The organism is Deinococcus aerolatus, assembly GCF_014647055.1.
GTDB classification, from domain to species: domain Bacteria; phylum Deinococcota; class Deinococci; order Deinococcales; family Deinococcaceae; genus Deinococcus; species Deinococcus aerolatus.
Genome location: NZ_BMOL01000012.1, coordinates 98,612 through 114,020, shown reverse-complemented (window position 1 = coordinate 114,020; position 15,409 = coordinate 98,612). Strand labels below are relative to the sequence as shown.

The window sequence follows — 15,409 nt, the reverse complement described above, 5'->3', positions numbered from 1 at the left end:
AGCCGCAGGCAGGAAGATTCAATAGGCCCGGAAGGTAGGGGCGAACCTGGCCAGTGTGTCACCAACAGTCAGGTCGTCCCCGGGCGTCGGCGGTCCCGGCGGCCGCCCGTGACCTCAAGCCGAAGATGGGGGTGTTGTCGCCCGTGGCTCGGGCACGCCTGAGACGCGTGTCGGCGTAGCCCCACCACAGGGGCGATTGGTTCAGCCGGCACGGTTGAGGCCGCAGGCAGGCGTGTCCGCAGCAGGCCAGTCCCGCTGTTCTTCACAACCTCAGTGTAGGGCAGATTCTCCAGGCGGCGCAGCCCGGCGCCCCAGGTACGGGTGGCTTACAGCGCGACTGCGGAACGTCCAGTCCCTGCACGGTCAGGTACGGCCGTGTTCCCCCATGGGAATGGTGAAGAAGAAGGTGGTTCCCTGGCCTGGCGTGCTTTCCAACCACAGATGCCCACCATGCCGCTCCACGATCTTCTTGCACACGGCCAGCCCAATCCCGGTCCCCTCGAATGTTTCCCGTCCATGCAGCCGCTGAAAAATCTCGAAGATCCGTTCAAAGTACGCGGCCTCGATGCCGATCCCGTTGTCGGCCACCGCGAAACGCCACATCGGACCGTCCCGCCCGGCAGAAACCCGCACCTGCGGGATGACCTCATCGCGGCGGTACTTCAGGGCGTTGGAAATCAGGTTCTGAAACAACTGGTCCAGTTGCTGGGGGTCCGCCTGCACTGCCGGGAGTGCCGTCCGGGTGATCCGGGCCTCGAGGTTTTCCACCTGCAGACGCGACACGACGGCGTCAACCACCGTTTCCACCTGCACCTGCTGATGTTCACGCTGCCTGGTGCCGACGCTGGAGAGGGTGAGCAGATCATCGACCAGGCGCTTCATGTGTTCCCCGTTGTCGATGATCTGCTGAAGGTACAGCTGACCCCGAGTATCCAGCTCGGCCTGATACCGGCGCTTGATGATTCCCGCGAAGCTCGTGACCGCCCGGATTGGAACTTGCAGGTCGTGTGAGGCGACGTGGGCGAACTGCTCGAGTTCGGCGTTGCTGCGCTCAAGCTCACGGGTGCGCTGCTGCAGCTCACCTGCCTGCTCGGCCCGCTCAAGTGCCAGGCTCAGGCTTCCCACCACCGTTTCCAGCACAACCTGGTCGGTGGATGTCCAGCGCCGGGCATCAAACAGCACGGCAACCAGAACGCCCACGACGGCGCCGCGCCGGAACACGGGCAAGGACGCGGCGGTGGTGACGTGCTGCACCATCTCCGCGGGAGTGTCGCTGCCGCGCACGTAGTCATCCTGGTAATGCGGCCGCTGGGTGGTCCAGGGCACGTCCACGGTGGGGGTGGCCCCCACCAGCGGCCCCGCATCAATAAAGGCCTGCAGATCAGCGTGGCCCACCTGACCGACCTGGACCCGGTTGCGCCAGTGCTGGCCGTCGCGCTCGTAATACAGCGCGTAGCCGGGCGTCAGCAGGGAAAGCATCACCTCCTGCGCCCGCCGGACAAACTGATAGGGATCACTCTGCGTGGCCATGTCCTGGGTCAACTGTGCAAAGGCCTGCAGCGCCTGGGCACGGGCGTCCAGTTCAGCATTCTGGGTCTGCAATTGACGCGTGATCTCTGTGCGCTCGAGTGTGATGCTCAGCCCACGCGCCACGGCGCGCACCAGGGCCTTCTCGCGCTCGACCCAGGCATGGGCCTCACGCGTGCCCACGGCGAAGAGACTGCGCGTCTGGCCGTTCACGACCAGCGGCAAAAGCGCGACTGCGCCGTACGCCGTGGTGCTGGGCAGACCGTTGACCTCTGCCTCCCACCCGTCCACGAAGACGGCGGCGCGGGAGTGGGCCGCCTGACTGAAGTCGGGGGCGTCTGCTGGAACGCCCGCCTGGATTTCCGCAGCAACCTCGGGTGACACGTCTTCAGACCAGACCCGCGCCTTCCACAAACCGTCTTCCAACTCGTAGTACGCGACGCTGACATGAAGCAGGTTCGCATGCACCACCTGGACAGCCTGCCGGACCAGCGTCAGCACGTCGCTCTCGCTGCCCACGGCCTCCTTGTAGGCAACGAAGGCGTCCAGGGCGGCACGTTCCCCCTCCAGTTCAATGGTGCGGGCCGCCACCCGCGCTTCCAGCGTCTTGTTGAGCTCGGCGCGTCCAAGGGCCACCGCGCACTGGGCCGCCAGGGTGCGGAGAAAGGGAATCTCCGCCTCGGTGAAGTGATGGGGTTCATTGAACTCCACAATCAGCGCGCCGAGGGGTCGGTGATCAAGAACCATCGGCAGCACCGCCGTCGCACCTGCCGTCACCCCTTCGGTGCGGCCAGCCCATTCTGGGTACGCCTGCAGCAGAGCGCCCGGGTGTTCAAAGAACAGCGGTTCGTGCCGCTGCAGGGCGTCCCCGGCCGGGCCAGCCCCGTTCAGCAGCCCACCCTCGCGCCAGGGGTTCTGGGCGTCTGATGGGTAGCCCTGCGCGGCAGCCAGTTCCAGGCCCACGCTGGCGGAGTCGGCCAGCAGCACCGCGCCGGCGCTGGCCTGCAAGGCGTGCAAAGCGGGAATCAGGACAATCCCGAGCACGTCGCTCTGATGGTGGGTGGCTGCAAGCGCCTCGGTGACGGCCTGCAGACGTTGGCTCAGAGGCGCGCTTCCAGCAGCGGCTTGGTGGGACAGGACAGGCATGAAGGTAAGGTAGCGACTTTGGCCGCCCCGGCGTCCTCCCCGGGGTGACTGAACCTTATCTTTCGGGTGTGTTTCTCTATATCCGGAACGACCTGGCCTGCCGGGATGGCCGGTCAGGCTGCACCGGACCTGCCAGCGGTCAGGGTCACGAACAGGAGCACCCGCTCCCGAGTCCCTGGATGCCTGACACATGCAAAGAATCCATCAGGCCAGACCGGTGTCCCGGGTGCCCAGCCATGGACCTTCAGAAAACGACAACCTGTGGGCTAGCCGGCTGGAAACCGCACCGTGAACCGCGCGCCGCCCAGTGGCCCTTGCCCGGCTGTTGCCGCGCCGCCGTGGGCATGCGCCAGCTCCTGCACGATGGCCAGGCCGAGCCCGCTGCCCCCGGTGCCGCGTGTGCGGCTGCTGTCCAGCCGCATAAAGCGCGTGAACACCGCCTCGCGGCTGGTCTCGGGAATGCCGGGGCCATCGTCGTCCACGTGCAGCAGCGCCGTCGCGCCTTCACGGGTGACCGTGACCTGAACGCGGTGGCTGGCATGTTGCAGCGCGTTTTCCAGCAGATTCACCGCAATCTGACGCACCCGCCCGGCGTCAGCGTGCAGCGGAATGGACGCGGGCATGTCCAGATGCAGGGTGACGCCGCGCGCCCCGGCCCGGTCATGCAGGTCACGGACCACGGCGGCGGTCAGCCGGCCCAGGTCGAGCGCCTCAGGCCGCAGGCTCAGGCGCCCCGCCTCGGCCAGGGTGAGGGTCCGCAGGTCATCCACCAGCCGCGTGAGTTGCTGGGTCTGCTCGCTCAGCAGCGCCACCTGATCGGGATTCAGGGTGTACACCCCGTCTTCCAGAGCGTCCAGCCGCGCCTGCATAATCGCCAGCGGCGTCCGCAGCTCATGGGCAATATCGGCCACCGCCTGCCGCCGCTCAGTTTCCAGCGTCTGGAGGTTGTCGGCCATCGCGTTGAAGTTATCGGCCAGGTCGGCCAGTTCACGCTCGCCGCTCAGCACCGGGGCACGGATGCTCAGGTCTCCCCGGGCCATGCCCGCCGCCGCCGCCGAGACCGCCAGGATGGGCCGGACCAGCCGGCGCGAGAGGAAAAAGGCGAGCAGCGCCGAGGCCGCCGCCGCCAGCAGCCCCACCTGCAGCAGGTTGCGCTGAATATTCTTCAAAAAATCCTGGCTGCGGGGCGTGAACCCCCGGGGCGGTCCGCCGCCGTCGTTCTGACTCCGGATCCTGGCCCCGGCCTCTATCACGGTGTCCGCGCCGTCCGGACCGCGCACCACGCCGTTCACGTCCGGGCTGCTGCGGCCGGGCGGCAGGTACGGGTCGGCGGGCGTGCCGGTGCGAATCTGCGGTATTGGCGCCGTCACGATCACCTCGCCCCGGCGCTGAGCCTCCTGCTGGGCGCGCAGGTACTTCCGGACATCGGGTGGCAGGCGGCGGAATTCGCCCTGCACCGCCAGGTTGGAAAACACGTAGGTGCTGCCCACCGACAGCACCACCACCGACAGCATGGCCAGCAGCAGCGTCAGGGCCAACGAGGGACCGCGCCGCCCGCGTGGCGCCGGCGTTCGGTTCAACCGCCTGCCTCCAGCCGGTAGCCCACGCCGCGCACGGTGCGCAGCAGGCCCGCCGCGCCGGCCGAATCCAGCTTGCGGCGCACGCCAGCCAGGTGCGCGTCCACCACCCGCTCCAGCGCCTCAGAGTCGGGCAGGGCGGCCGAGAGCAGTTCCTCGCGGCTAAAGGCCCGGCCCGGCGACTCGGCCAGATGCGAGAGCAGCCGGAATTCAGCGGGGGTCAACGTCAACGCCTGTCCGTTCACGCGGGCGATCACGGCGCGGGGGTCCACCTCCAGCGGGCCGACGCGCAGGGGTTTTTCGGCGTCGTCCAGGGCCGCCGTGGCGCGGCGCAGGACAGCCTTGACGCGGGCCATCACCTCCCGGGGCCGAAACGGCTTAACCACGTAGTCGTCTGCCCCCAGTTCCAGGCCCACGATCTGATCGGTTTCCTCGGCGCGGGCCGTGACCAGAATCACCGGCGTCGTGCCGTCTGCCCGCACGGTCTTCAGGACGTCCAGTCCGCTCTTGCCCGGCAGCATCACGTCCAGCAGGATCAGGTCCGGGCTGGCGGCACGAAAGGCGCTCAGGGCACTCAGGCCGTCCCCGGCACGCTCGGTGCGGTAGCCTTCCTGCCGGGCGTAGGCTTCCAGAATCTCGGCCAGTTGCGGTTCGTCCTCCACAATCAGGATCAGGGCGCTCATGGGCAGTCCCCAGAAGAGAGAAGGGCAGGACGCAGCCGGACGTGCCGCCCTGCTTCCACGCGTTGTGGTATGTGTGTCCCGTTCATACCGTTTACAGTAGTCCCGCTGCGTGAAGAGTGCGCGAAGGCCGCTGAAGGGTGCCAGGCCCCTGCCGCAACCTTCGGATGCGTCCCAGCGGCCCTTCAAGCGTCTTCGACAAATCTTCGAAATGCCTGCGCGGAGTCTTCGCTGCAGCCGGGCACACTGCGGCGCATGAACGCCCCTGGAATTTCAAGGCTGCCCCCCTGGCGTCTGCTCTCACCGACACTGGTTTCCCTGACGCTGGCCCTGTGCAGCGCGGCCCCGGCACAGACCGCTTCCCCACTGACGCTGGACGACGCCCTCTCACGGCTGGACGCGGCCCCCAGCGTCACGGCCGCGCGGCTCAGCGCGCAAACCGCGCAGACCAGTCTGAATGCGGCCCGCACGGCGCTGGGGTTGACCATCAGCGTGAACGGCAACGCCGGGTACACCGGCGCTGGCACCGCGCCGGACGGCGGGGCCACCACCAGCAGCCTGAGCGGCGCGGCGGGCGTGAACGTCAGCCTGGGCCTCTTGCCGTGGTCCAGCAATCAGAGCGGCCTGAACAGCGCCGTGCGTGGTCTGGCACTGGCCCAGGCCAGACTTGCCGACGCCCAGAACTCGGCGCGGCTGAACGTGGCGCAGCAGTACTTCGCGGCGGTGCTGGCGACGCAGGACGTGGAGATTGCGGCCCGCACGCTGGCCCTGCGTCAGCGTCAACTGGCAGTGACGCAGAGCCGGCAGGCCAGCGGCAACGCCACCGCCGGGAACGTGTTGAGCGCCCAGGCCGCCGTCCAGAGTGCGGAGGGAACGGCGCTTCAGGTTGTCGCCAGTCTGGATGCGGCGCGGCGGGGACTGGAGGCAGTGCTGGGCAGCTCCGTCGGAGACGTGGCCTTCAGCAGCCAGCCGCCCGACACCGTGACCCTGCCGGATGTGGCGGTCTTGGTGGCGCAGGCCAGAGCGCTACGTTCAGAAGTCATTCAGGCGCAGAACACCCTGAGCGCCGCGCAGGAGGAGCTGGCCGCACAGCAGCGCGAGGCCACCCTGCCTGACCTGACGGCCAGCGTGCGGTACGGCCCCAGTGGCAGCGGCGGGTTAACCACGGCGCTGAACCTGCAACAGGGCACCCTCAGCGCGGGGTACAGCCTGCCGCTGGGCAACAACGCGTCTGCCAGCGCCAACCGCCTGAGCGCCAGCGTCGCCGGCAGTTACGTGGTGTATTCACCTGTCCAGAGGGCGCAACTGTCCGCCGCCGATGCCAGCGTCACGCAGGCGCGGCTCTCGCTTCAGGTCGCGCAGCAGAACGCCGAGCTGGATGTGCGGACGCGGTACAGCACATTGCAGACCAGCCTGATCACCGTCCAGACCCGCATGACTGCCCTGCAGGTGGCGCAACTGGCCCTGGAGACAGCCCAGACCCGGCTCCAGGCCGGAACGGGCACCGCGGACGACGTGAACGCCGCCGACCTCGATCTTGCCCAGTCTCAGCGGGACCTGCTGGCCGCCCGCATCTCAGCCCAGACCACCCTTCTTCAACTTCAAAACGCCGCTGGAGGCCCGCAATGAACCGTCAACATCTGCTCCTGACCGCCTCCCTGTTCCTGTTGCCCGCAGCCGTGGCCCAGACCACGGCCAGCGTGGGGGCCGGCGCCGCCGTCACCGCCGCACTGACCAACAACGCCGACGTGAAGACCGCACAGGCCAATCTGGACAAGGCGCAGGCGGCCAACCGCGCCGCCCAGGCCGATCCCAGCGCGCTGGTGGCCGCAAAACAGGGCGCTTCCGGCGGCGAGTCGCTGGCCCAGGCTGCCCTGCGCGGGGCACGCATGAACACCCTGCAAAGCACCGTCACGGCCTACACGGGGCTGCTGGAGGCGCAGGAGAACGTGGCGCTCCAGACGCTGCAGGTCTCGGTGGACAGCAAGGCCGTGCAGGTGGCGCAGGTCAAGCAGGGCATTGGCAACGCCACCGCACTGGACGTGACCAATGCCCAGAACACGCTGTCGGGCAGCCAGCAGAATCTGGCGGACGCCAAGGCCCAGGTGACCCTCGCCAGTGCGCGGCTGTCCACCCTGACTGGCCTGGGCAGCGGGGTACGGGCCGCAGGCGTGGCCAATGTGCCCAAGCTCAGCACGTCCCTGAGCAAGTTGCAGGCCGGACTGGGCACGCTGGCGTCGCAGGTGTCCGCCAGCAATGATCTGGCCGCCGCGCAACTGAACGTGAAGCTGGCCGACAACGACTTCACCCCGGCCCGCACGCTTCAGGACGCCCGCACCGCCCTCTCCAATGCGCAGCGCAGCGTGGACAGCGCCGCGAAGAATGCCACCCAGACGCTGGCCAGCGCGTATCAGACCGCCCAGAACAGTTACGAACTGCTGGGCGTGGCACAGGCGCGTGAGGCGGCCGCCAACAGGACCTACACCCAGGACGCTGCCCGCCTCAAGAGCGGCACCATCAGTGCAGTGGAGCTGCAGGGCTCGCAACTGGCCCTGAAAAAGGCGCAGTATTCGCGCCTGCAGGCACAGGACAATGTGCTGGAGGCGTTGGCAGCCCTGTCGGTGGCCAGCGGGCAGAACCTGACTGGAATTGGCGGGGCGCTGTGACCACTACTACTCCCACCACGCGCAGCAGGGTGGCACGCCCGCGCCGCTGGCCGCTGTTCGTGCTGGGCGCGCTGCTGCTGGGCAGCGTGGGCGGCGGCATCTACTTGGCCCGCACGCAGGCTGGGACGTCTGTTCCGGCATCCACGGTGGTCACCGCGCAGGTGCAGCGCGGCCAGGTCCGCATCAGCGTCAGCGGCCCCGGCACACTGGAGCCAGCAGCCACCCGCACCGTGGGGGCCGATCAGGCGGGCACCGTGGGCAGTGTGCCGCCGGTGGGCGAGCGGGTCAGCAGGGGTCAGCTGCTGACCCGACTGAGCAGCGACGCGGTGGAGCAGAGCGTTCAGACCGCGCAACTGAATCTGGACAAGGCCCGGGCCAGCCTGGACGCCACCCGCGCAGGCCAGACCAGCAGCGCCGCGCAGCGCGGCAGCAGCGTGAGCAGCGCCAGCAACAGCGTCGCGCAGGCCCAGCAGAGTCTTGCCGAGGCGCAGCGCAACCTGGACGGCCAGCGGCAGCTTCATGCCATCGGAGCGCTGTCCACGGCTGATCTGAACGCCGCGCAGGCCAGCGTGGACAGGGCGCAGCTGACGCTGGCCAGCGCCCGCGCGTCCCTGGGGGCAGCCCAGACGCAGAACACCAGCGGGCAAAACAGTGACGCCGAGACCCTGCGCGGGGCGCAGATCGCCGTGCAACAGGCCCAGGCCGCGCTGGGGACCGCGCAGCAGTCACGCGCCAGCCTCAAGCTTTACGCGCCGATCAGCGGCGTGGTCAGCACCGTCAGCGCCGATGCGGGCACGGTGGTGGGCAGCGGGGCCACCATCCTGACCATTCTGGACGACACCACCCTGAATCTGCCCGTGCAGATCGATGAGACCGAGATTGCGGGAGTGCAGGCTGGACAGACCGCAGAAGTGACGCTCGACGCCTACGACGGCCAGACCTTCACGGGCGAGGTCGTGCGGGTGTCGCCGGGCGCCACCCAGTCCAGCGGCATCAGCGTGTTTACCGCCACCGTGACGCTGCCCAACCCGGACGGTCAGCTCAGAAGTGGCATGACCGCCGAGGCCGAGATCATCCAGTCCCAGGAACGTGGGCTGCTGATCCCCAGCCGAGCCATCCAGACCGTGCGGAACCGCAGCTACGTCGAGGTTCCCGGGGCAGCGGGCGCGGAGCCGCAACGCGTGCGTGTCACGACCGGGGCCACCGATGGCACGAATACTGTCGTGACCGAGGGGCTGGAGTCGGGGCAGGACGTGATTGTGCCGGGCACCACGCGCAGCACCTCTGGCAGCAGTTCCGGCACCCGCAACAGCGGTTTTGGCGGCGTGCCTGGGGGCGGCATTCCTGGCGGCGGCTTTGGCGGTGGGCGATGACGGCCCCGGCCCTCGTTCCACCAGAAGTCTCCTCTCGCATTCCACCTGTGGTGGATCTGCGCGGCGTCCGCAAGGTCTACGAGCAGGGCGAAATGGTGTTCGAGGCCTTGAAGGGCGTGGACGTGCAGATTGCCCAGGGTGAGATGGTGGCGCTGATGGGACCTTCAGGCAGCGGCAAGACCACGCTGATGCAGATCATCGGGCTGCTGGACCGCCCCAGCGCGGGCAGCTACCATCTGGCTGGGCGTGACGTAACCACCCTGTCCGAGAACGAACGCGCCGAGGCCCGCAACACCGACATCGGCTTCGTGTTTCAGGCGTTTCACCTGCTGCCCCGCCTGAACCTGCTGGAGAACGTGGAGGTGCCGCTGACCTACGCGGGGGTGCCTGCCGCTGAGCGCCGGGACCGCGCCCTGGACGTGCTGCGCCGTGTGGGCCTGGGGGACAAGGCCCGCAACCTGCCCAGCCAGATCAGCGGCGGGCAAAAACAGCGGGTGGCGGTGGCGCGCGCTCTGGCCGGAAACCCCAGATTGCTGCTGGCCGATGAGCCGACCGGGAACCTGGACACCCGCACCGGGGAGGAGGTGATGGCCCTGTTCGGTGAACTGCACGCCGAAGGCACCACCGTCATCCTGGTCACGCACGAGCCGGACATCGGGGCGTACGCCGAGCGCGTCATCCGTGTGCGTGACGGCGTGGTGGAAGCCGATCAGCGGCAGACGCCCAGACGGGGCGGCCCATGACCACCACCTCTGATCTGGTGCGTGATGCTGCGGGCCCGGCGCCTGCCTCTCTTCCCCTGCGGCGCGGCGGCATTGGCCTGGGCGGGGCCTTCACGATTGCGTGGCGGGCGATCATCGGCACCCCGATGCGCAGCATCCTGACGGCGCTGGGCGTGATCATTGGCGTGGCGGCGGTGGTGGCGTTGACGGCCATCGGGCAGGGCAGCACGGCGGGCGTCACGGGGCGCCTGGAAGCGCTGGGCACCAACCTGCTGACCGTTCAGAGTGCGCGCGGCGGCGGGGGCGGCACCCTGGTGCGCGGCGGCCCGCGCCAGACCATCACCATCAAGGACGCCGAGGCGCTGGCCGCCGCCTTTGGAGACCGCGTGAGCGGCGTGGCCCCCAGTGTGAACAGCAACGTGCAGGCCAAGCTGGGCAGCCTGAACACCCAGGCGGGCGTGGTGGGAACCTGGCCCGCCTACGCCACGGTACGCAACAGCCCTGTCGAGGCGGGCAATTACTTCACGCAGGCCGACGTGGACGGCCGCAAGCGCACCGCCGTGATTGGCCACCAGGTGCTGGTGGACCTGTGGGGCGAGGGCGCGGCCCCTGAAGAGGCCCTGAACCAGAAGATTCGCCTGGGCAGCGTGACCTTTACCGTGGTGGGCGTGCTGCCCGACAAGGGCAACAGCGGCTTCGGCAACGCCAACAGCCAGGTGCTGGTGCCCCTGAGCACCTACCTGCAACGTTTCTCGCGCACCAACAGTGCGGGCGGGCAGCCCACGGTCAGCAACGTGTACATCTCGGCGGCGGACGCCAAAGATCTGACCGCGCTGCAGACCGACGTGACTGATCTGCTCAGCGTGCGCCATGACCAGACCGATCCCGAGAACCTCGACTTTCAGGTGCAGAACCAAGCCGACAGTCTGGCAAGCCTGAATGCCATCACCTCCACGCTGACCATCCTGGTGGGCGCCATCGCCGGCATCAGCCTGCTGGTAGGCGGCATCGGCATCATGAACATCATGCTGGTTTCGGTCACCGAGCGCACCCGCGAAATCGGCGTGCGCAAGGCGCTTGGGGCTAAACCGCGCGACATTCTGACGCAGTTTCTGGTGGAGGCCTCGCTGCTGTCCATCGGCGGCGGCATCATCGGCCTGGGGCTGGGCGTCGCGGCGGCCTACGCCGGCAACTTCTTTGACATCGCGCCGGTGTTCAGCGCCACGCCCATCGTTATCGCCTTCATCTTCAGCGCGCTGGTGGGCATCTTCTTCGGCTACTACCCGGCGGCGCGAGCAGCGCGGCTCGATCCGGTGGACAGCCTGCGCTACGAGTGAGCTTGACCATTATAAACATTCTTCGTCTTTCACACCCCTTCCAAGGAGCAACACCATGAGAAAAGCATTCTTCCTGACCGCCACTTTTGCCCTCACCACCATCGCTAGCGCCCAGCAGGGTGGACAGGACCGCCAACCCACGGCGGAGCAACGCGCCCGCATCGCTCAGATGCAGCCCGTCAATGATCTGTCGCAGACGGTGCAGATGTTGCCCGAACTGGAAAAGAACAAGGCCACCGCCATGAGCAAGGCCCAAGCCAAGAGCCTGCTGACCATCTTCACAGCCTTGCAGAAGGCCGCGGCCATTCAACCCAACGACGCCAAGAAGTACCTGAGTCAGATTGAGGACAAGATTCTGACCGACAAACAGCTCACGGCGCTGGACAGCCTGATGCTCAAGGCCGAGCAGCAGCGGGCGGCGCAGCGTGGCCAGCGAGCAGCCGGCGGTCAGGGCGGGGCGGGCGCGCGGATTCCAGGCCTGCCCGGAGGCATCGGCGGCGGCCAGCGTCCCGGCCGTCAGGGGGCCGGCAGCGCGAATGCGGGGGGGCAGAACGCCCAGGGCGGCCAGTTTGACCCTGCCAAGTTCAACCCCTTCAAGACGGGGCGCGGGGCCGACGCACTGAAGGCCTATATCGCCGTGTTGCAAAAGAAGTGAAGCCAGGGTCCAGCCAGCCCAGGTCCATCAAGGCTGCGCCGGACCTTCATGGGATCTTCGGCGTGTCACTCCAGACTCTGCCCATGCTTCAGTCACTCACCTCTCTGATCCGGCCCCCTTACCGGCTCCACAGCGTCTACGAGCGGCTGCTGGGCACGGAGGTCGAGATCCAGGTGGTGGCCCGGAGCCGCGCTCAGGCCGAGGCTGCCGAGGCTGCCGCGCTGGGTGAACTGGAGCGGCTGAGCGCGGTGTTCAACCGTTTTGATCCGGACAGCGAACTGTCCCGCTGGCTCACCCGACCCGGTGAGCGGATTCATCTCAGCCCCGAATTGCAGACCGTACTGGCCCTGGCCGAGGGGTGGCGCGTAGAAACGGGCGGGGCCTTTCATCCCGGTGCGGACGCCCTGGGCAGGCTGTGGCAGACGGCCGCTGCACAGGGCCAGGGGCCGGACGCTGGGGAGTTGGCAGCGGCGGTCGGCCGCTTACAGGCAGTTCCCTGGACCCTGCACCCGGACGGCGCCGCCACACTGCATGCCACGTCTCCATTGGGGCTGGACGCGCTGGCGAAAGGATGGATCGTGGACCGCATGGCCGAGCTGGCCTGGGACTCTCCTGGCATTCAGGCCGTGCTGATCAATGCGGGCGGGGACTTGCGAACGCTGGGCGGGCAAGGGCTGGAGGTCACGGTGGCCGATCCGTTCAGCGCCCGCGACGACGCGTCGCCGCTGACCACCGTGCATGTCCAGAACGGCGCACTTGCCAGCAGTGGGAGCGCCCACCGGGGCGTGCAGGTGGGCGAGGAGTGGCACTCCCACCTGATGGACCCCCGCAGTGGTCAGCCGGTTCAGCACGTTCCTGGCGTGACCGTCACGGCCCCTGACTGCGCCACTGCCGACGCGCTTGCCACAGCGCTGAGCGTGCTTGGCGTCGCGGAGGGCCTGGCCCTGGTCAATACCCTGCCCGGCTGCGCGGCCCTGGTGGTCACGCGGGAAGGACAGCGCTTTCTCAGCAGCCTGTGGCCTCCAGATGGGCCAGCCTACTGAATTTTTAGCCCCTCTCCAACCTTGCCCCTCTATCTTCCCTTTCAGGAGACTCTGCCATGACCGACACCCGCCGCACCTTCCTCCGCAAACTGGCCGCCGCAGGCACAGCCCTCACCTTTTCACGCGTCTTTCCGGGCAGTCTCGCCAGCGCCGCAAGTGGCAAGCCCTGGACCTCCGGCATGGCGCTGGACGTGAGCTTCACGGTGGCCACCCAGGCCAGCGGACGGATCAAACGCCCCTACGTCGCCGTCTGGATCGAGAACGAGGCGGGCAGCACCGTTCGCAACCTGACCGTCTGGGTACAGCAAAATCGCCTGAATCCGCGCTGGCTGGCCGAACTGCGCCGCTGGACCCGGCAGAACACTGAGCTGCTCGGGACCGTCAGCAGCGCCACCCGCAATCCCGGCACCTACGCGGTCAAGTGGGACGGCAAGACCGACAGGGGCGCGCTGGCCGAGCAGGGAGACTATTACGTGTGTATCGAGACCGCCCGCGAACACGGCCCCTACAGCCTGGTCCGCGAGAAAGTGACGGTGGGGGCCAGCGCCTTTAAGAAAACGCTGGGCGCAGACAACGACATCGAGGCCGCCAGTGTCGCTTACGGCAAAGCCTGAAGGGCCGGGGGGACAGGAGGTGCGGACGCGGCCTCGGGCCTCCCGCCCCCGTACCCTCAAGGCCCGCAGCCACGTGTGGGTACGCTGGCTGCACACCTACACCTCCATGATCAGTCTGCTGGTGGTGCTGTTCTTCGCCCTGACTGGTATCACCCTCAATCACCCCGACTGGGCGTTCGGTGGCTCGGAAGTGCGGCGCGAGGTCATGGGCACCCTGCCCAAAGGCTGGATCAGCGCCGGCAAGGTGGACTGGCTGACGGTGGCCGAGGAACTGCGCGCCCAACACGGCCTCAGGGGCCGAGCGGGAGAGACGCGAATCGACGGCACCGAGGCCAGCATCTCGTTCCTGGGGCCGGGGTACAGCGCCGACACCTACATCGACACGGCCACCGGCAACTACCACACCACCGTGCTGGCGCAGGGCGGCGTGGCGGTTCTGAATGACCTGCACAAGGGCCGGGATACGGGTAGAGCCTGGAAGTGGCTGATTGATGTCAGCGGCGGGATCCTGACGCTGGTGGCGGTGACGGGTATCGGCATTCTGCTGTACTTGAAAAAGACCCGCGCTCAGGCGCTGATGGTCATGGGCGTCGCCTCGCTGATCGTGCTTGTGCTGGGTTGGCGGGCGCTGGGCTAAAGGGAAGCCCACGGAACGGAATGGGCAGAGGTAATCCCAGCAATCTTCACTCAGGACCGACAGGGAGGCGCGTTGCATACGCGCCTCCCTGCTCGTGGGTCCCCTCCGACTGACCGTCAGCCACACCCAGCACTGGAATGCCCACGGTGGTCAGGGTCTGCCCGCCCCACTGCATCTCGATGATGGCCGAGTCATTGCCCCCCACGCTTTCATCCGCGCGGCTGACCGTGAGGTGAAGCAGGGCCATGTGGCTCAATGCGGCTGAAAGCGAGATCAGTCTGGTTAAGCACCGAAGCAGTCCAACGCCCGGGAAGCAAGGGGCCTGGGCAGTTTCAGTCACTACCCTTCCACACCATATTCGCCGGTTCTTGGCGGTTCCTGGGCCGTTTGTTCTCGTCGGGCTGAGAGGCTGAATGCAGGACCAGGAACCGGTTCTGGTCTGCACCCTTCAAGGAGGACTCCGCATGAGTCAATTCAAAATGATTTTTCGCAAAACGCCCCTGATTGCCCTGGCTGCCCTGCCCCTGACGGTAGGCACGGTCCTGGCCCAGCAGAGCAGCACCGCCGCGGCCAATCCCACCACGCAGGCGCAGCCCCAGCGTATTCAGCCCGCACAGCCTGGGCAGCGCAACCAGAACCAGAACGGGAGGGGGCAGCAGACCCAGCGCCAGCAGGGCAGCGGCACCAACTACGCCGACATCTACCTGCAAAAGCTGGCCGCCGGACTGGGCGTCAGTGTGGACAAACTCAAAGCGGCGGCTCTGGCCGCCGGGAACGCCACCATCGATCAGGGCGTGAAAAGTGGCGACATCGCCAGTAACCGTGCTGCCGATATGAAGACCCGTCTCAAGGACCAGCCGTTCGCCATGCTGGGCGGACGCGGCATGGGCGGACCGGGCGGCCCTGGCAGACGCGGCATGCATGGACCAGATGGACGTGACGGCGGACGCGGTAAGGGACCACGCGGGACAAGCGACGGCACCGACGGGACACGGGGGCAGGCGAATGAAGGCACCGTCGATTCGAGCGCACCAGAGGGGGGGAGCTGATCCAGCGCTCTGGTGCACGCGGCTGACTTAGCGACAAGTTGTCCAGGTCAGATCAGTCAAGCGATGCAGCAGCGCACCCTCCTTCAGGAGGGTGCGCTTTGCCTGTGAAGTTGCTCTGGTTTGGTGGAGGGAAAGTTAGGGATGACCGACACTGGAGGTCATCATGCCCAAAACCAGAGAAATCTACACATTTCAATTCAAGCAGGAAGCTGGCCAGCTCGTCAAAACGACTGGCAAGAGCCGTGCCCAGGTCGCGCGTGACCTGGGCCTTCCCCCTCACCACGTCATGCGCTGGCGACAGCAAAACGAGAAGTAGGAGCGGGCCGGGCTTCCTGAGCACTGAGCGCTCGAACAAGAGCTTGACGTCACCCGTCAGGAGCGCG

General features: G+C 67.6%; 15 protein-coding genes. 11 read left to right on the top strand and 4 right to left on the bottom strand.

The features are described from left to right. Nucleotides 1-363: 363 nt before the first annotated feature. From IEY31_RS13115 to IEY31_RS13105, 3 genes are all read right to left on the bottom strand, one after another. A complete protein-coding gene (locus IEY31_RS13115) occupies nucleotides 364-2,673 on the bottom strand; it encodes an ATP-binding protein (protein ID WP_188972697.1) in 2,310 nt (769 codons plus the stop codon). Nucleotides 2,674-2,939: 266 nt separating this feature from the next. Next, complete coding sequence (locus IEY31_RS13110) at nucleotides 2,940-4,253, bottom strand: sensor histidine kinase (protein WP_229723591.1); 1,314 nt, start codon at nucleotides 4,251-4,253, stop codon at nucleotides 2,940-2,942. Beyond that, nucleotides 4,250-4,933, bottom strand: a complete 684-nt coding sequence (locus IEY31_RS13105) for a response regulator (RefSeq protein ID WP_188972694.1) — start codon at nucleotides 4,931-4,933, stop codon at nucleotides 4,250-4,252. The genes IEY31_RS13110 and IEY31_RS13105 overlap by 4 nt, the downstream gene beginning before the upstream one ends. A gap of 252 nt (nucleotides 4,934-5,185) precedes the next feature. On the opposite strand from IEY31_RS13105, the gene IEY31_RS13100 reads away from it, so the two are divergent. The 9 genes from IEY31_RS13100 to IEY31_RS13060 all read left to right on the top strand — a co-directional run bounded on the left by IEY31_RS13100 (nucleotide 5,186) and on the right by IEY31_RS13060 (nucleotide 13,977). Further along, the gene (locus IEY31_RS13100) at nucleotides 5,186-6,559 is read left to right on the top strand and encodes a TolC family protein (protein WP_188972692.1); all 1,374 of its coding nucleotides are present in this window, start codon (nucleotides 5,186-5,188) and stop codon (nucleotides 6,557-6,559) included. Continuing rightward, nucleotides 6,556-7,596 carry a TolC family protein gene (locus tag IEY31_RS13095; protein ID WP_188972690.1) on the top strand — a complete coding sequence of 347 codons (1,041 nt, stop codon included), beginning with the start codon at nucleotides 6,556-6,558 and terminating at the stop codon, nucleotides 7,594-7,596. The genes IEY31_RS13100 and IEY31_RS13095 overlap by 4 nt, the downstream gene beginning before the upstream one ends. After that, the gene (locus IEY31_RS13090; protein ID WP_188972688.1) at nucleotides 7,593-8,969 is read left to right on the top strand and encodes an efflux RND transporter periplasmic adaptor subunit; all 1,377 of its coding nucleotides are present in this window, start codon (nucleotides 7,593-7,595) and stop codon (nucleotides 8,967-8,969) included. The genes IEY31_RS13095 and IEY31_RS13090 overlap by 4 nt, the downstream gene beginning before the upstream one ends. Next, nucleotides 8,966-9,712, top strand: a complete 747-nt coding sequence (locus tag IEY31_RS13085) for an ABC transporter ATP-binding protein (RefSeq protein WP_308424329.1) — start codon at nucleotides 8,966-8,968, stop codon at nucleotides 9,710-9,712. The genes IEY31_RS13090 and IEY31_RS13085 overlap by 4 nt, the downstream gene beginning before the upstream one ends. After that, entirely contained in the window at nucleotides 9,709-11,028 is a 1,320-nt protein-coding gene (locus tag IEY31_RS13080) for an ABC transporter permease (protein WP_188972686.1), read from the top strand. Before IEY31_RS13085 ends, IEY31_RS13080 begins: the two co-directional genes overlap by 4 nt. 55 nt (nucleotides 11,029-11,083) lie before the next feature. Then, nucleotides 11,084-11,683 (top strand): hypothetical protein, encoded by a 600-nt coding sequence (locus IEY31_RS13075; RefSeq protein ID WP_188972684.1) that lies wholly within the window; start codon nucleotides 11,084-11,086, stop codon nucleotides 11,681-11,683. An 83-nt stretch (nucleotides 11,684-11,766) separates the two neighbouring features. After that, nucleotides 11,767-12,726: an FAD:protein FMN transferase gene (locus IEY31_RS13070; protein ID WP_188972682.1), complete on the top strand. Its 960-nt coding sequence runs from the start codon at nucleotides 11,767-11,769 to the stop codon at nucleotides 12,724-12,726. A gap of 56 nt (nucleotides 12,727-12,782) precedes the next feature. Beyond that, the gene (locus IEY31_RS13065; protein ID WP_188972680.1) at nucleotides 12,783-13,340 is read left to right on the top strand and encodes a DUF2271 domain-containing protein; all 558 of its coding nucleotides are present in this window, start codon (nucleotides 12,783-12,785) and stop codon (nucleotides 13,338-13,340) included. Nucleotides 13,341-13,359: 19 nt separating this feature from the next. Next, on the top strand, nucleotides 13,360-13,977 hold the full coding sequence (locus IEY31_RS13060; protein WP_188972678.1) for a PepSY-associated TM helix domain-containing protein: 618 nt from the start codon (nucleotides 13,360-13,362) through the stop codon (nucleotides 13,975-13,977). Nucleotides 13,978-14,023: 46 nt separating this feature from the next. Here IEY31_RS13060 and IEY31_RS13055 read toward each other — a convergent pair whose 3' ends face one another. Then, entirely contained in the window at nucleotides 14,024-14,224 is a 201-nt protein-coding gene (locus IEY31_RS13055; protein WP_188972676.1) for a hypothetical protein, read from the bottom strand. 217 nt (nucleotides 14,225-14,441) lie between these two features. Here IEY31_RS13055 and IEY31_RS13050 point away from each other — a divergent pair, with 217 nt between their 5' ends. Further along, complete coding sequence (locus IEY31_RS13050) at nucleotides 14,442-15,026, top strand: hypothetical protein (protein ID WP_188972674.1); 585 nt, start codon at nucleotides 14,442-14,444, stop codon at nucleotides 15,024-15,026. A gap of 163 nt (nucleotides 15,027-15,189) precedes the next feature. Beyond that, entirely contained in the window at nucleotides 15,190-15,342 is a 153-nt protein-coding gene (locus IEY31_RS13045; protein WP_188972672.1) for a transposase, read from the top strand. The last annotated feature ends 67 nt before the right edge of the window (nucleotides 15,343-15,409 follow it).